Annotated in this window: 12 protein-coding genes and 1 rRNA gene; 1 reads left to right on the forward strand and 12 read right to left on the reverse strand. The window is 62.4% G+C overall.

Annotation, left to right across the window (positions count from 1 at the left end):
• The 11 genes from VL598_RS00125 to VL598_RS00175 form a co-directional block, all read right to left on the reverse strand.
• The coding region (locus VL598_RS00125; RefSeq protein ID WP_325324683.1) for a Mur ligase family protein at window positions 1–1,023 on the reverse strand (1,023 nt) is incomplete at its 3' end.
• Window positions 1,024–1,054: 31 nt separating this feature from the next.
• Window positions 1,055–2,224 carry a phospho-N-acetylmuramoyl-pentapeptide-transferase gene (mraY, locus tag VL598_RS00130; RefSeq protein ID WP_325324672.1) on the reverse strand — a complete coding sequence of 390 codons (1,170 nt, stop codon included), beginning with the start codon at window positions 2,222–2,224 and terminating at the stop codon, window positions 1,055–1,057.
• A 13-nt stretch (window positions 2,225–2,237) separates the two neighbouring features.
• Window positions 2,238–3,707: a UDP-N-acetylmuramoyl-tripeptide--D-alanyl-D-alanine ligase gene (locus VL598_RS00135; protein WP_325324673.1), complete on the reverse strand. Its 1,470-nt coding sequence runs from the start codon at window positions 3,705–3,707 to the stop codon at window positions 2,238–2,240.
• On the reverse strand, window positions 3,704–5,254 hold the full coding sequence (locus VL598_RS00140) for a UDP-N-acetylmuramoyl-L-alanyl-D-glutamate--2,6-diaminopimelate ligase (RefSeq protein ID WP_325324674.1): 1,551 nt from the start codon (window positions 5,252–5,254) through the stop codon (window positions 3,704–3,706). The genes VL598_RS00135 and VL598_RS00140 overlap by 4 nt, the downstream gene beginning before the upstream one ends.
• Window positions 5,251–7,080 (reverse strand): penicillin-binding protein 2, encoded by a 1,830-nt coding sequence (locus tag VL598_RS00145; protein WP_325324675.1) that lies wholly within the window; start codon window positions 7,078–7,080, stop codon window positions 5,251–5,253. The genes VL598_RS00140 and VL598_RS00145 overlap by 4 nt, the downstream gene beginning before the upstream one ends.
• The gene (ftsL, locus tag VL598_RS00150; protein WP_325324676.1) at window positions 7,077–7,463 is read right to left on the reverse strand and encodes a cell division protein FtsL; all 387 of its coding nucleotides are present in this window, start codon (window positions 7,461–7,463) and stop codon (window positions 7,077–7,079) included. Before ftsL ends, VL598_RS00145 begins: the two co-directional genes overlap by 4 nt.
• Complete coding sequence (rsmH, locus tag VL598_RS00155) at window positions 7,460–8,401, reverse strand: 16S rRNA (cytosine(1402)-N(4))-methyltransferase RsmH (protein WP_325324677.1); 942 nt, start codon at window positions 8,399–8,401, stop codon at window positions 7,460–7,462. The genes ftsL and rsmH overlap by 4 nt, the downstream gene beginning before the upstream one ends.
• 26 nt (window positions 8,402–8,427) lie before the next feature.
• Window positions 8,428–8,856 (reverse strand): division/cell wall cluster transcriptional repressor MraZ, encoded by a 429-nt coding sequence (gene mraZ / locus VL598_RS00160; protein WP_325324678.1) that lies wholly within the window; start codon window positions 8,854–8,856, stop codon window positions 8,428–8,430.
• A 380-nt stretch (window positions 8,857–9,236) separates the two neighbouring features.
• Window positions 9,237–9,869, reverse strand: coding sequence for a 2-polyprenyl-3-methyl-6-methoxy-1,4-benzoquinone monooxygenase (coq7, locus tag VL598_RS00165; RefSeq protein ID WP_325324679.1), 633 nt, complete (start codon window positions 9,867–9,869; stop codon window positions 9,237–9,239).
• A gap of 141 nt (window positions 9,870–10,010) precedes the next feature.
• Window positions 10,011–11,744, reverse strand: a complete 1,734-nt coding sequence (locus tag VL598_RS00170) for a long-chain fatty acid--CoA ligase (protein ID WP_325324680.1) — start codon at window positions 11,742–11,744, stop codon at window positions 10,011–10,013.
• A 119-nt stretch (window positions 11,745–11,863) separates the two neighbouring features.
• Window positions 11,864–13,942 carry a molybdopterin oxidoreductase family protein gene (locus VL598_RS00175; RefSeq protein ID WP_325324681.1) on the reverse strand — a complete coding sequence of 693 codons (2,079 nt, stop codon included), beginning with the start codon at window positions 13,940–13,942 and terminating at the stop codon, window positions 11,864–11,866.
• Between the two features lie 180 nt (window positions 13,943–14,122).
• Here VL598_RS00175 and VL598_RS00180 point away from each other — a divergent pair, with 180 nt between their 5' ends.
• Complete coding sequence (locus tag VL598_RS00180; RefSeq protein ID WP_325324682.1) at window positions 14,123–15,322, forward strand: M20 aminoacylase family protein; 1,200 nt, start codon at window positions 14,123–14,125, stop codon at window positions 15,320–15,322.
• A gap of 309 nt (window positions 15,323–15,631) precedes the next feature.
• Here VL598_RS00180 and rrf read toward each other — a convergent pair.
• A 5S ribosomal RNA gene (gene rrf, locus VL598_RS17050) occupies window positions 15,632–15,715 on the reverse strand; the annotation flags it as partial.

The following is a 15,715-nucleotide window of genomic DNA, read 5'->3' on the forward strand; positions in this document are numbered from 1 at the left end:
AGCCAGGGCGTTGGCGGCGTTGTGAAGGCCGCGGATGCGTAGCGCGTCAACGGGCATCAGGCGCTTCATCGCGAGCTCGACGGGCGCGGATGTCGCACTTGCCTGCCTGCGGCGGCGCGACGACGCGGTGCTTGCATCATCGTCGCCGCGCTCCTGCGCTTGCGTAAGCCAGTTGATACCGTTCTCGCGCATGACACCGTAGTCGCCCGAATGCTGCGGCTCGTTCAATCCGAACGTAATGAGCCGTGCGCCCTCCTGCGAGGAGGCAGGCTTCGCCGCATCCACAGTCGGCGCCAGCGCCATCGTGGACGAGTCGTCGCGATTGAGCACGCGCACCGTATGCGGGCCGAAGATACGGCCCTTCGCGGCCCGATACGCTTCGAAGCTGCCGTGCCAGTCCAGATGATCTTGCGTCACGTTGAGCACGGTGGCCGCGTGCGGCTCGAACGTCTGCACGGTTTCGAGCTGAAAGCTCGATAGCTCAAGCACCCACACCTCGGGCAGATCCGTGGCATCGATCGCTTCGGCCAGCGTGTCGAGCATCGTCGGGCCGATATTGCCGGCTACGGCGACGCGCTTGCCCGCTCGCTTGCACAAGAGGCCCGTCAAGCTCGTGGTCGTCGTCTTGCCGTTGGTGCCGGTGATCGCAACAACCTTCGGCGCGTAGCCACTCTCGCCGAGATGCGCGAGCGCTTGCGCGAAGAGCTCGAGCTCACCCCACACGGGAATGCCGCGCTCTCGCGCACTTGCAAGCAGCGCGGCGAGCTGCGGCTCGATCGGGGAGAGGCCGGGACTCAATGCGACAAGCTCAATGCCGCCATCGAGCAGCGCGGGCGCAAACGCGCCGCCGACAAACTCGGCTTCAATCCGCCCGGCTTCGAGCATCGACAGGTTCGGCGGCGTCTCGCGCGTGTCGGCGACGCGCAGCCGGCACCCGTGGCGCGCGCACCAGCGCGCCATTGCAAGGCCCGACTCTCCGAGCCCCAGCACGAGCACCATCGGACTTTGCCGATCTCGAAACATCTCGCCGAACATCGCTTGCTTTCCCTTTCCTTTAGCGCAATTTGAGCGTTGAGAGGCCGAAGAGGCACAGCATCAACGTGACGATCCAAAAACGGACGACGACCTGCGTCTCCTTCCATCCCGACAGTTCGAAATGGTGATGCAGCGGGGCCATCTTGAAGATGCGCCGCCCTTCTCCGAAACGCCGCTTCGTGTACTTGAACCAAGTGACCTGAAGCATCACCGACACGGTTTCGGCGACAAAGATCCCGCCCATGATGAAAAGGACGATCTCCTGACGCACGATCACGGCAACGGTACCGAGCGCCCCGCCGAGCGCGAGCGCCCCGACGTCGCCCATGAAGACCTGCGCGGGGTGCGTGTTGTACCAGAGGAAAGCGAGCCCCGCGCCGCCCATCGCCGAACAGAAGATCATCATCTCGCCCGCGCCCGCGATATGCGGGAACAGCAGATATTTGGAGTAGACAGCGCTACCCATGACATAGGCGAATACGCCGAGCGAGGCACCAACGAGCACCACCGGCATGATGACGAGCCCGTCGAGACCATCCGTCAGGTTGACCGCATTGCTGGAGCCGACGATCACGAAGTAGGTGAGCGCGATGAAGCCCCACACGCCGAGCGGGTAAGTCACCGACTTGAGAAAGGGCAACAGCAAGTCGGCACGCGCCGGCAACCCCATCGACAAGCCGCTGCGCACCCACGACATGAAGAGATCGAAGACGCGGGCGTTGTTCGCCTCGGACACACTGAACGCCAGATAGACCGCCGCGAAAAGCCCGATCACCGACTGCCAAAAGTACTTTTCGCGCGAAGACATCCCGCGCGGATCCTTATAGACGACCTTGCGGTAGTCATCGACCCAGCCGATCACTCCGAAACCGAACGTCACGAGCATGACGATCCAGATGAAGCGATTGGTGAGATCACCCCACAACAGCGTCGAGATGGCGATGCTGATCAGAATCAGCACGCCACCCATCGTGGGCGTGCCCGACTTCACCAGATGCGTTTGCGGCCCGTCCGTCCGGACGGCCTGGCCGACCTTCATCTCGGTGAGCTTGCGGATCACCCACGGGCCACAGACGAGCCCGATCACGAGCGCGGTAATCGAAGCCGCGACCGCGCGAAAGGTCAAATAACTAATCACGCGCAAAAAGCTTGCGTCGTTCTGCAGCCATTGCGCCAACACCAGCAGCATGCTCTTCCTTCTCTCAGTGCGCGCCGGGCACTGCGCCCGGCGTTGCGGATTGCAATCGAGTCAGCGCGTCGACGACTCGCTCCATGCGCATGAAGCGCGAACCCTTCACCAGCAGCGTCGCGCCCGCGCCGAACCCACCTTGCTGCAGTGCCTCGACGAGCGCGTCGGCATCATCGAAGTGGCGCGCCTGCCCCTCCTCGGTGGGCGTAGCGCCGGCGGCGGCATAGGCCGCGCACGCGTCACGCGTCGCGTCACCCAGCCCGTACAGTGCGTCGATGCCACGCTCTCGCGCGTACGCACCGATCTCGCGATGGAAAGCCGGCCCGTGATAGCCCACCTCGCCCATGTCGCCCATTGCCAGCACGCGCGGCGCAGGTTGTTCGGCGAGGACGTCGATCGCCGCGCGCATGGAATCGGGGTTGGCGTTGTAGGTGTCGTCGATGACCGTCGCGCCGGCGAGCAAACCAACGAGGGCACGCTTTACTTGAAGGCGTCCCTTGACCGGCAAAAATGCTTCAAGCCCGCGGCGGATCGCGTCAAGCGAGACGCCGGCGGCAAGCGAGGCCGCCGTCGCAGCGAGCGCATTGCGCGCATTGTGCTCGCCGAGCACCTGCAACGTAGCCTCGAATGTGCCAGCCGGCGTTGTCACGCGCAAACGGTTGCGTGAGAGTGCACCTGTCACCGCTGCGGCCTGCGGAGCCGACCGTCCCGCTTCCGTCGCGCCTGTCTCGCCTTGCGGCAGGAGCGCGAAATCGATGATGCGGTTTCCCGTCGCCGCGACACGCCAGATCCCTGCGTAAGCATCGTCGGCCGGAAAAACGGCGATACCGTCGGCCGACAACGCATGGATGACGCTCGCATGCTCCAGCGCAACGGCTTCGACCGTCGCCATGAACTCCTGGTGCTCGCGCTGAGCATTGTTGACGAGGGCGACCGTCGGCTCGGCGATTTTCGCAAGCGTGTCCGTCTCGCCCGGATGATTCATGCCCAGTTCGAGGACCGCAAGCTTGTGTGCTGCGCTCAAACGCAAAAGCGAAAGCGGCAGCCCAATGTCGTTATTCAGATTGCCCGCCGTCGCGAGGCGCGCCTCTTCGCCGCAAGCGGCCGCGAAGATGGACGCGATCATTTCCTTCACCGTCGTTTTGCCATTGCTCCCGGTGACAGCCACGAGCGGAATCGCAAAGCGCCGGCGCCAGCCGCGTGCCAGTGCGCCGAGCGCGGCGCGCGTATCGGCGACAACGAGTGCGGGCAGGTTCCAGTCAGGCGGCAGGTGCGCCGCCAGCACGGCACTCGCGCCGCGTGCGGCGACATCCGGCAGGAAATCGTGCGCGTCGAAGCGTTCGCCCTTCAGCGCAACGAAAAGGTCGCCGGGACCGGCCGTGCGGCTATCCGTGCCGATACGTGCAAAAGCGGCAGTGCCGTCGCCGCGCACCGTAGCCCCAGGTATCAGGCGGGCTGCTTCGGTGAGTGTCAGCATCGTCATTCGGCGCCTCCGCGCGTGTAGGTGGCACGCGCCGCCAGTGCGAGGCGTGCGTGATCCTGGTCGGAGAAAACGCGTTTCTTTCCCATGATTTCCTGAGTCGCTTCGTGCCCTTTGCCCGCCAGCAGGACGACGTCCTCACGCGCCGCACCCCGCACCGTCTGCAAGATCGCGTTGGCACGATCTTCGAGCACGCGCGCACAGCCGGTGTCATCCATGCCCGCCAGAATTTGGTCGATGATCGAGCGCGGGGTCTCGCTGCGCGGGTTGTCGCTGGTCACAACAACGAGATCGGCCAGCCGCTCGGCGATGCCGCCCATGAGCGGGCGTTTGGTCGCGTCGCGGTCACCGCCGCAACCGAACATGCAAACCAGCTTGCCGGCACGCGCATGAGCGATCGGCCGTAGCGCCTCCAGCGTCTTTTCGAGCGCGTCCGGCGTGTGCGCGTAATCGACGACGACGAGTGGCTCGTCGCTCGCCAGCCGCCCACCCAGCCGCTGCATGCGTCCGTTCACAGGCTCGAGGCGGGTCAGTTGGCCAAGCGCGTCGGCAAACGGCACATCCGCCGCGAGCAAGACGCCCAGTACGGCGAGCAGATTGCTGACATTGAACGCGCCTAGCGTGCCGACTTCAATATCGGCCTCGCCCCAATCGGACGAAAGGTGGAATGCCGTCCCGGTTGCCGTCGCGCGGACATCGGTGGCGAGAAGCAGCGCATCCGCCCCCACCGGGTCGGTCCCCGCGCCGCCACTCGCGCCCCGGATGCCTTCAATGCCATAGGCGATCGTTCGCACGCGCCCCTTCGTGCTGCCGATTAGGCGTCGGCCCGCTGCATCGTCGCCATTGATGACAGCAGCGCGCAACGTCGGCCATGTGAAAAGCCGGGCTTTGACTGCCTCATACGCTTCGAGCGTCCGGTGATAGTCGAGGTGGTCCTGTGTGAGGTTCGTGAAAACGGCGATGTCGAATGCCGCCCCGTTCACACGCCCTTGATGCAACGCGTGCGATGACACCTCCATGGCCACGGCCCGCGCTCCGTCCTTGGCCAGACGGGCGAGGCTGCGCTGGAGCTGCGGCGCGTCGGGGGTCGTAAATCCCGTGTGCTCGAGGCGCCCCGGCATACCGCTGCCAAGCGTGCCGATGACAGCGCACGGCTGGCCGAGCGCGGTCATCGCCGACGCCAGCCATTGCGAGCAGGACGTCTTGCCGTTCGTGCCAGTCACGCCCACCGTGAGCATCGACTCGCTCGGCGCGCCGTACCAGCGGCTCGCGATCTCGCCCGCCACCTCGTTCAACGCCGGCACGCCGAGGGCGCGCGTGTCGTCGAAGCAGGTGTCCCACCCTTCCGGCTGATAGAGCACGGCCGCGGCGCCGCGCTCGAATGCACGTGCGACGTGCGCGCGATTGTCGGCACCTTCGACGGCGTACGCGAAAAACACATCCCCGGCAACAAGCGTGCGAGTATCGGCGTGCAGATGCGCGCTTTGCGAAACCCGCGCGCGCAGCCAGTCGAGCACGTCAGCAATGAGGGAATCGGCGGGTACACTCATCGCACGGCTCCGGCTTGGCTGTGTGGACCGGCCGCGACAGCAACCGAAGACGCGCTATCCGAACCTGAGTTGCGAGGCGGCGCGTCGCCAGCCACGACGATCTGCTTCACGGGCATATTGGGCGGCACATTGAGGGTGCGCAGCGTATCGCCGACGATGGAGGAAAACACAGGCCCTGACACAGAACCGCCAAAGTGGCTGCCTGCGGTCGGCTCGTCGACGGAAACGGCCACGACGATGCGTGGATTGGGCATCGGCGCCATGCCGACGAACGATGCCCGGTATTTCGAACGATCATAGCCACGGCCGACGTGCTTGTACGCTGTACCGCTCTTGCCACCAACGCGATAACCCGGCACGGCCGCTTCGGGCGACGTGCCGGCCTTCGAGACGACCGCTTCGAGCATCGTGCGCATTTCGCGCGCCGTCGTCGGCGAAAAGATCTGCGGGCCCGATACGGGCTGACTCGAATCCGTCGTCTTGAAGATGGAGACGGGCACAAATTCTCCGTCGTGCGCAATGACGGTGTAAGCGTGCGCGAGTTGAAACAGCGACGCTGACAAGCCGTATCCGTATGACATCGTCGCCTGCTCAATACGGCGCCAGCTCCGCCACGGCCGCAGGCGGCCCGCAGCCGCGCCCGGAAAACCGACCTTCGGCGCCTGCCCAAGGCCGACGCTCGTATACATATTCCACATCTCTTCGGGCTTGAGCGTCATCGCGATCTTGGTCGCACCGATATTGCTCGATTTCTGGATAACCCCGGCGACGGTAAGCACGCCGAAGCCGCTGTCGTCGGTGATCGTCGCGCCATCGAGCGTAAAGCGGCCGTTGCCGGTGTCGACGAGCGTCTCGGGGGCGACGCGATGCAGATCGAGCGCGAGCGAGATCGTGAACGGCTTCATGATGGAGCCGGGCTCGAACTGGTCGGTCAGCGCGCGATTGCGCAGCTGCTCACCCGTCAGATGCGAGCGATCGTTAGGGTTATAGGTCGGGTAATTGACGAGCGCGAGCACGTCGCCCGTACGTACGTCGACGACCATCGCCGCGCCAGCCTTGGCCTTGAATTTCTCGACGGCAGCCTTGAGATCCGCGTAGGCGATGTACTGGATCTTGCTGTCGATCGACAGCTTGACGTCTTCTCCGTTGCGCGGTGGAACCTGCTGATCGACATCCTCGACGATGTGACCCATCCGGTCCTTGATGACGTGACGCATGCCGGAGACGCCGACGAGGGACTTTTGATCGCTGAGTTCGACGCCTTCCTGACCCTCGTCCTCCACGTTAGTGAAGCCGACGAGGTGCGCTGTGATCTCACCCTCTGGATAAAAGCGCTTGTACTCGTCGCGCTGATAGACGCCGGGGATGTTGAGCGCCATGACCTTGTCGGCGACATCGAGGGGAACCTGCCGCTTCACATAGACAAACGATTTGTCGCCGGAGAGCTTCACACGCAGATCTTTTTCGCTCATATCGAGCAACGCGCCGAGTGCAGTGAGCTTGCTCGGGTCGAGATCATCGGGTACTGAGTCCGGCATGGCCCAGATTGCGCGCACGGGCAGACTCGTGGCGAGCACGAGGCCATTTCGGTCGAGGATTTTGCCGCGCGTGGCCGGCAGCTCGATTGTGCGCTGGTAGCGGCTCTCGCCTTGCTTCTGGTAAAACGCGTTGCCTGGCCCCTGAATCCAGAAGGCACGTGCGAGCAGCACGACGAACGCCATGAATAGCAGGAAGACGACAAGCTTCGAGCGCCACATCGGTACGCGTACCGAAAGGACTGGGCTCGAGGAATAGGTGACGGTTTTGCGATTGCCTCCCAGGCTCATCGGGCCCCTCCGCGATCCGCGGATGCCTTGCGCGACCTACTCAAACCGATGGCGGCGGGCAGCGGCGCCACTGCGCTCGCGGCCGTGGGAATCGCCGCGTCCTGAGCTTCCAAATCACCCTGCGCGAGCGTCAGATATTGCGTGCCGCCGCTCACGACCGAGTGCATCTTGAGCCCATCGGTAGCGAGATCTTCAATGCGCGAGGTTTTCGAAAGCGCGCTCTGCTCGTACTGCAGTTGTGCGTAGTCCTGCTGGAGCTGGCGCTCCCCCGCCTGGGCGCGCTCGAGCTGCACGAAGAGCTGCCGTTGCTGGTTGGTCGCATTGACTGCCGACAGCGCGCAACCCAGGACGACGATAAGGAGGAAGAAATTGAGTCGACTCATGGGGCGATGCGCTCCGCGACGCGCATGACCGCAGAGCGGGCGCGCGGGTTGGCATCGACTTCGGCGGCGCTCGCAAACTGGCGCGCCACGATTTTCAGGGGAGGTCTCGGCAGATCGACGGCACGAATCGGCAAGCGACGATCAACCACAGGCGCGCTCGAACGCGTCTGCATGAATCGCTTCACGATTCGATCCTCGAGCGAATGAAAGCTGATCACCACCAGCCGCCCCCCTTGCTCCAGTAACGACAATGCCGCGTCTAGAACGACTTGCAGCTCCGCAAGCTCTTGATTGACGTGAATCCGTATAGCCTGAAAGGTGCGGGTGGCCGGATCCTTGCCTTTCTCACGTGTCTTGACGGCGTGAGCCACGATTTCGGCAAGCTCGCGCGTGGTGACGAGTGGCCCGAGGCGCTCGGACTCCGCCCGGCGAGCAACAATCGCCTTTGCAATCTGAAAAGCAAACCGTTCTTCCCCATAGTCCCGAATGACCTCTGTCAATTCCTGCTGCGACGCGCGTGCGAGCCAATTTGCAGCAGACTCTCCGCGCGTCGGGTCCATGCGCATATCGAGCGGACCGTCAGCGCGGAAGCTGAAACCTCGAACCGGATCGTCGAGCTGCGGTGACGACACCCCGAGATCCAGCAGCACACCTGAAAGACGTTCAATCCCGCGCTCGGCCATCGCCGATGAAAGCGCGGCGAAACTATCGTGGACGATGTCGAAGCGTGCATCAGCCATCGCGCGAGCCGTTTCGATCGCTTGTGGATCTTTATCGAACGCGATCAACCGCCCCGCTTCGCCAAGCTTGGCCAGTACCGCTCGGCTGTGCCCGCCACGCCCGAACGTGCCGTCGACATAGACACCGTCCGTGCGCGTGACAAGCGCCCTCACCGCTTCGTCCAGCAACACCGTCTGGTGTTGCAGCTCGTTTCCCATCGCAGCGCCCTATTTGTAAACCGCGATCAGAAAGTGAAATTTTTCAGCGCTTCAGGCATGCCCTGAGCCATGGCCGCCTGTTCCTTGGCGGCGTATGTCTGTGCATCCCAAATTTCGAAATGGCTTCCCATGCCGAGCAACATGACTTCCTTTTCTAGCCCTGCGGCCATTCGCAATTCCGGAGAAACGAGAATACGACCGGAGCCATCGAGATCGACGTCAGACGCGTTGCCAAGGAAAATCCGTCGCCACCAATGCGCATCCATGGGCAATGCAGCGATCTTCGCGCGAAAGACTTCCCACTCGGGGAGCGGAAAAAGCAAAAGGCATCCGTCCGGGTGCTTCGTCAGCGTCACCCGTCCTTGTGCCTCGCCTTGCAGCGCTTCGCGATAACGAGAAGGCACCGACATCCGGCCTTTCGCATCAAGCGTCAGCGCCGACGCCCCTTGGAACACGTTTCATTCCCCTCGGGGCACCTGCCCCGCTTTCGCACTCGAAATCCAGCCGATATGACCCAATCACTCCACAAAAAAACACTTTCTGACACTCTCCCCCACTTTAGAGTAACGCTCTAGGCCGGTCAAGGGAGGGGCCGGATTTTTCAGCCAAATTTATTCGAAAGAACAAGGACTTACGTACCGTACCCAACCAGCAAAAAAGAGAAAAGCGTTAAAAATGAAAGAATTACTGAATGTTCCGAAGGTACCGCATGAGAAGTACGCGATAACCGCTGGGGGATAAGTGGAGAAGTCGCTGGAAGCGAAGGGCGCAACGAGCGCAGAGGGCGATCGGAAAACAGCAGGAACCGGCGGCCGCGGGCGCCGCCGTTTCGACTTCAAATGTAATAAGCAGTCCGCGTCATGACCCGGGACGCCGCGCGCATGAGCGTACGCACAGGCAGAGGAAGATCGACGCCACCGGCGTCCATGGCCGCCCTGCCATGAGCCATCTCGTCATTGCGCATCTGCTCGACGATTGCGCGGGACTCGGTATCAGCTTGCGGCAATGACGACAGGTGCCCATCAAGATGGTGCTCGACCTGCCGTTCTGTCTCGGCCATGAAACCGAGGCTGACTCTGTCCCCGAGGGCGCCAGCCGCCAACCCAATGGCAAGGGAACCGGCGTACCAAAGTGGATTGAGCAAACTCGGCCGCGAATCGAGCTTCTTAAGCCGATGCATCGTCCACGCGAGATGGTCCTCCTCCTCGCGCGCAGCCTGCTCGAATGCGGCTTTCAATGCGGGGGTGCGAGCCGTGAGCTTTTGCGCCTGATAAAGGGCTTGGGCGCAGATTTCGCCGACGTGATTGACACGCATCAGCGCGGCGGCGTGATTGCTCTCAGCCAGCGTCATTTCCGCGCTGGCCGTCGGCGGCGTCGGCGGCGTCGGAACCGGACGGCTCATTCGGCTGACACCCGATATCGACCTCAACCCCCGATCGAACTCAACCACCCAATCATCCAGCGTCATGCAGTTCTCCGCAGTTCCATTACGCCGCCCTGCTTTCGCCCATCAGCAACCGGGCGACTCACGCGCAGAAAGCACCGTCCGCCAAGTCTTGCGGCAGGCCGTCAGCGAAAATGAGCGCAAAAATGCGGCTAACTGTGGATTTTAGCCGATGTTGGGTGGCGCAGGCAGATGGGTGGCGGTGGCATGCGCGGCCGCGGCGCTAGGGCCGCTGGCTCGACGCAGCTCGCGCCGCAGCACTTTGCCGACATTGCTTTTCGGCAGTTCGGTACGAAACTCGACCGTTCTCGGTCGCTTGTAGCCGGTCAGCTGCGACTTGCAAAACGCGAGCACGTCGGCTTCGGTGAGTGCAGGATCCTTCTTCACGACAAAGAGCTTCACTGCCTCTCCCGAGTGCTCATCCGGCACGCCCACCGCCGCGACTTCGAAGACGCCCGGATGGTTGGATACGACGTCCTCGATCTCGTTCGGATAGACGTTGAAGCCGGAGACAAGGATCATGTCCTTCTTCCGATCGACGATCTTGACGTAGCCGCGTGCGTCCATCAGGCCAATGTCGCCGGACTTGAAAAACCCATCGGCGGCCATGACTTTCGCCGTTTCATCGGGGCGGTTCCAATAACCGGCCATCACCTGCGGACCGCGGATACAGATCTCGCCGGCCTGACCGCACGGCACGGCGTTACCGTCGTCGTCGCGAATCGAGACTTCGGTGGATGGCAGGGGGACGCCGATCATCCCGCTGTATTCCGCGGCGGTGACCGGATTGCAGACGGCCGAGGGCGACGTCTCCGACAAGCCGTATCCCTCAATGATCGGCGTGCCCGTGCGTTCGAACCACCGCTTCGCGACAACTTCCTGCACGGCCATGCCGCCCGCGTTGGCGACCATCAGCTTCGAAAAATCGAGCTCGCCGAAATTCGGGTGATTCAACATCGCGTTATAGAGCGTATTGACCGCCGGGAACGTATTGATCGCGTAGCCCTTGAGCTCTTTGATCATGCCGCCAAGATCGCGGGGATTGGCGATAAGGATACCCAGGCCGCCGGTGCGGACCGTCAGCAGGAAACAGACGGTCAATGCATAGATGTGATAAAGCGGCAGTGCGATGACCGTGACGATCTGATCGACCTCGGGCCGCTTGCCGTGTGCCGGCTCGTGCCATGCGGCGGACTGCAGCACATTGGCCACGATGTTGCCGTGCGTCAACATCGCCCCCTTCGCGACACCCGTCGTGCCGCCCGTGTACTGCAGAAAAGCGAGGTCGGCGTGAGTCGGCTGGGCCGGTACGAAAGCGTGGGCCGCGCCCTCGGCGACGGCCTGGTTGAATGTCACGTGTCCCGGAAGATTCCAGGCCGGCACCATCTTTTTCACGCGACGCACGACGAAATTGACGAGCAAGCCCTTCGCCCCCATCAAATCGCCCATCGAGGCCACCACCACGTGCTTGACGGCCGTATTGCGCACGGCGGATTGCACCGTTGCCGCAAAGTTTTCGAGTACGACAATCGCCTCCGCGCCACTGTCCTTGAGCTGGTGCTCGAGCTCGCGTGGCGTATAAAGCGGATTGACATTGACGACGACATAACCCGCACGGAGCACGGCGGCGATTGCAACCGGATACTGAAGGACATTCGGCATCATGAGCGCGATTCGCGCCCCGCGCGCGAGCCCCTTCGACTGGAACCACGCCCCGAGCTTACGTGAAAGGTCGTCGAGCTCGCCGTATGTCATCGCCTTGCCCATCGAAACGAAAGCCCGCCTTGCCCGATAGTGGCGAAAACTTTCGTCGAGCAGTTCGCAGACCGACGCGTAACGGGCCGCATCGATGTCAGCTGCGACACCAGGCGGATATGAGCTCAGCCAGATCCTTTGCATACGGCGCCCCCTCTTTTTTCGAATGGTCGTGCGAAAAAGGGCATCGTATCTGCTGGCCCTTCCCGAAACAATCGAATTAGATACCGAGTTCCAATACGGTGCGCGAACTGCAGGCAAATTCAGACGCGTTCCGCTTGCACGAGACAATCGTAGAAAGTGGCCGATCCCCCGAGGTCGGTCAAAGCCTGACTCGTCAGCTCGTTGGCATTGCGACCGTCGTGCGAAAGCTTCTTCCACCAGATAGACAACCCGACAACGACGCCCGGACGCGAGCGCTCAGTCACGCGGGCGCGCGCCGTCATCGAGCCGCGATCGTTGAAGATTCGCACCCGGTCGCCCTCGGCGATGTCACGCTGCGCCGCATCGTCCGGATGGATATCGAGATGCGGCTCCCCTTCAGTTGCCCGCAGGCTTTCCACATTGACAAAGCTGGTGTTGAGAAAGTGACGCGCGGGCGGCGAGATCATCGCAAGCGGGTAGCGGGCCGCCAGCTCCGGCGCGCCGTCCGGCGACTCGTAGGGCGGCAGATAATCGGGCAAGGGATCAGCGCCCTCACTGGCAAGCAGCGTGCTCGCAAATTCGCACTTGCCCGATGGCGTGCGAAATCCGCCTTGCGCGAACGGCGCTTCGGGCAGATCAAGTTTGGCCCAGCCGGCCGCGGTCAGTGCGTTCCAGTCTGCGCCGGCCAGCGTCGGATCACCCCATCGCAGCGCGGCTCGCGCGACGGTTTCGTCGCTCTCATACAGCGCGGGATCGTCGATACCCATCGCGCGCGCGATCCCACGAAAAATCTCCGTATTTGGGCGCGCGTCACCGAGCGGCGGCATGCAGGGTTCATTGACCATGACATAGGTATGGCCGTACGACTTATGGATGTCGAGATGCTCGAACTGCATGGTCGCCGGCAGCAGCAGATCGGCATAGTCCGCTGTGTCCGTCTGAAAGTGCTCGAGGACAATCGTGAAAAGGTCTTCTCGCGCGAAGCCAGCAGCAACGCGTCCAGAATCGGGGGCAACGGCGACGGGATTCGAGTTATAGACGACGATCGCCTCGAGTTTCGGGCCGAAGCTCGTATCGCCAGGATGGAGCAACGCATCGCCAATTGCATTCATATTGATGGTGCGCGGCAAGTGCTGTGGCCAACCCGGCATGAGGTCCGGGCGCTGGAGCGCATTCTGGTCGACCGGCGCCCAGCCCGACGACGACAGCAGCAACCCGCCTGCGCGATCGCGCCACGCGCCCGTGAGCGAAGGCAAGCACGCGATCGCCCGTGTAGCGTTGCCACCGCCGCGCGCGCGCTGCATGCCGTAGTTGAGCCGGATGGCCGCCTTGCGCGTGCTGCCGTAAAGGCGTGCGAGATCGACGATTTCGCGCGTTTCGATACCGCATATTTGCGCGGCGCGCTCGGGCGGATAGGCGCTCGCCCGCTCCTTTAGCGCCTCGAAGCCCAGCGTGTGATCCTCGATATAAGCGCGATCGAGCAAATCCTCGCGAATCAGCACGTTGATCATGGCCAGGGCCAACGCAGCATCGGTGCCGGGACGCAGCGCGATGTGCTGATCGCACTTTTGAGCGGTGAGCGATCGATAAGGATCGATTGCGATGAGTTTTGCGCCACGGCGCTTCGCCTCTTGCGCGCGGGTCCAGAAGTGCACGCTGGAAGCGATCGGGTTCGCACCCCAGATCAGGATGAGGTCGCTTTCCTCGAAGAACTCGAGATGCATACCGAGGCTGGCCCCATACGTATATTTGAGGCCGGCAGCCCCTGCCGCCGCGCAAATGGTACGGTCGAGCCGCGAGGCGCCCAGCTTGTGGAAGAAGCGCTGCGCGATGCTGTCGCCCTGCACGAAGCCCATGGTCCCTGCGTAGCTGTATGGAAGCACCGCTTCGGGCTGCCGACGAACGATGTCCGACAGCCGACCGGCTGCGATGGAGAATGCCTCGTCCCAGCTGATGGGCTCGAAACGGCCTTCGCCTTTGCGTCCAACACGTTTAAGCGGTACGGTCAGCCGCTCTCGATGATGGACGCGTTCCGCATACCGGCTCACCTTGGTGCACAACACCCCTTGCGTCGGCGGGTGGTCCGGATTGCCGACGACCTTGACCACCTTCCCGTCTTCGACGCGCACGTTCAAAGCGCAAGTATCAGGACAATCGTGCGGGCACACGGCGCGTGCAAACGAGATTGGGGCATTCATTATTCGTTCCTGTTTTAAGGAAAAACCAATATACGTACGCAAGAGGAAGCCATTTTATCCGTTCGCTCAGAAGCGGCGACCGAGTCCCCAAAAAGGGGCGCGCTCCCAGTTGAGCGTAGAATGAGATGGACTATCAGCCACCTATATCTCTTCAATCTGCCGTCAGCGAACGGAACAAACATGAAACTTATTCCCGAAGTTTTCGCCGCGCGAGACGAGATTCAGCGCATTCGACGAACGATCCATGCCCACCCGGAGTTGCGCTATGAGGAGGTGCGTACCGCCGATCTGGTTGCGCAGCGCTTGGAGCAATGGGGTATCGAGGTGCATCGGGGGCTGGGCAAAACCGGCGTGGTCGGGGTTTTGAAACGCGGGACTAGCGAGCGCGCGATCGGACTGCGCGCGGATATGGACGCGTTGCCGATTCAGGAGCTCAACACCTTTGAGCATCGCTCGCAAAACGAGGGACGAATGCATGCCTGCGGCCATGACGGCCATACGGCCATGCTCCTTGGCGCGGCTCAGTATCTTGCCAATCACGGCGAATTTGACGGGACAATCGTTTTCATATTTCAGCCGGCCGAGGAAGGCGGCGCAGGTGCGCGCGCGATGATGGAGGACGGTTTATTCGCAAAGTTTCCCGTCGATGCCGTATTCGGCCTTCACAATTGGCCTGACTTGCCCGAAGGTGCCTTCGGCCTGAGAGAAGGGCCGATCATGGCATCCAGCAACGAGTTCCGCATCGACATCAAAGGCATTGGTGCCCATGCGGCCATGCCCCACAATGGGCGCGACCCGGTCTTTGCCGCCGTGCAGATTGCCAGCGCGTTGCAGAGCATCATCACGAGAAACAAGAAGCCGATTGAAACCGCAGTGCTGTCGATTACCCAGATCCATGCCGGCGATGCGGTCAACGTCATTCCGGACGCAGCGTGGCTTGCCGGGACGGTGCGCACCTTCACCATCGAAACGTTGGACTTGATTGAAACTCAGATGCGTAAGCTTGCGGACGCAACGGCCGCTGCCTACGACTGCACGGTCGATGTTGCGTTCAACCGCAACTATCCGCCTACCGTCAACAGTTCTCAAGAGACCCGGTTTGCGGCTGAGGTCATGCGCGAAATCGTCGGAGCTGAGAATGTGAACACAGCGGTTGAGCCGACAATGGGTGCCGAGGATTTTGCCTTTATGTTGCTTGAAAAGCCGGGCTGCTACGCATTCCTCGGCAATGGCGAAGGCGCGCACCGCGCATTTGGGCATGGCGCGGGGCCGTGCATGCTGCATAACCCCAGCTACGATTTTAACGACCAATTGCTACCGATCGGGTCGACCTACTGGGTCCAGCTCGCACAGCGTTTTCTGGCCCATCGCGAAGCATAAGCAAAACTGGCGGCGTTCGGGACAGGGGACGCCGATCGATAGCGCAATCCGCGCCTCTCGACATCAAGGAGCGCTGCGCGCGACTGTAACGTCTAGCCGCATTCGCATGTGACGCGCTCGCGTGGCGTGCTCAGCGCAGCAGACGCGAGGCGTGGCTTTTCGGGCGTCGTTTGTGCGCCCGTGCCGACACAGCATGGGGTATCGACCAAGCTTGCACCGGTGCTTATGTGGAGGTTGCGCGTTTCAGGCGAACCAAAGCACAAACCCCCGCGAGCGAAATGCTGGCGGGGGTTGTGTTTGCAAAGGGGAGCCTGACGATTACCTACTTTCACACGGGAATCCGCACTATCATCGGCGTGGAGTCGTTTCACGGTCCTGTTCGGGATGGGAAGG

It is taken from the genome of Trinickia sp. (assembly GCF_035492435.1).
Classification (GTDB): domain Bacteria; phylum Pseudomonadota; class Gammaproteobacteria; order Burkholderiales; family Burkholderiaceae; genus Trinickia.

Bases quoted from the DNA above. Each gene is read 5' to 3' on its own strand.
- VL598_RS00140 (WP_325324674.1), bottom strand. From the start codon at position 5,254: ATGAGTGTACCCGCCGATTCCCTCATTGCTGACGTGCTCGACTGGCTG.
- mraY (WP_325324672.1), bottom strand. From the start codon at position 2,224: ATGCTGCTGGTGTTGGCGCAATGGCTGCAGAACGACGCAAGCTTTTTG.
- VL598_RS00180 (WP_325324682.1), top strand. From the start codon at position 14,123: ATGAAACTTATTCCCGAAGTTTTCGCCGCGCGAGACGAGATTCAGCGC.
- coq7 (WP_325324679.1), bottom strand. From the start codon at position 9,869: ATGACGCTGGATGATTGGGTGGTTGAGTTCGATCGGGGGTTGAGGTCG.
- ftsL (WP_325324676.1), bottom strand. From the start codon at position 7,463: ATGAGTCGACTCAATTTCTTCCTCCTTATCGTCGTCCTGGGTTGCGCG.
- rsmH (WP_325324677.1), bottom strand. From the start codon at position 8,401: ATGGGAAACGAGCTGCAACACCAGACGGTGTTGCTGGACGAAGCGGTG.
- VL598_RS00145 (WP_325324675.1), bottom strand. From the start codon at position 7,080: ATGAGCCTGGGAGGCAATCGCAAAACCGTCACCTATTCCTCGAGCCCA.
- VL598_RS00135 (WP_325324673.1), bottom strand. From the start codon at position 3,707: ATGACGATGCTGACACTCACCGAAGCAGCCCGCCTGATACCTGGGGCT.
- VL598_RS00170 (WP_325324680.1), bottom strand. From the start codon at position 11,744: ATGCAAAGGATCTGGCTGAGCTCATATCCGCCTGGTGTCGCAGCTGAC.
- VL598_RS00175 (WP_325324681.1), bottom strand. From the start codon at position 13,942: ATGAATGCCCCAATCTCGTTTGCACGCGCCGTGTGCCCGCACGATTGT.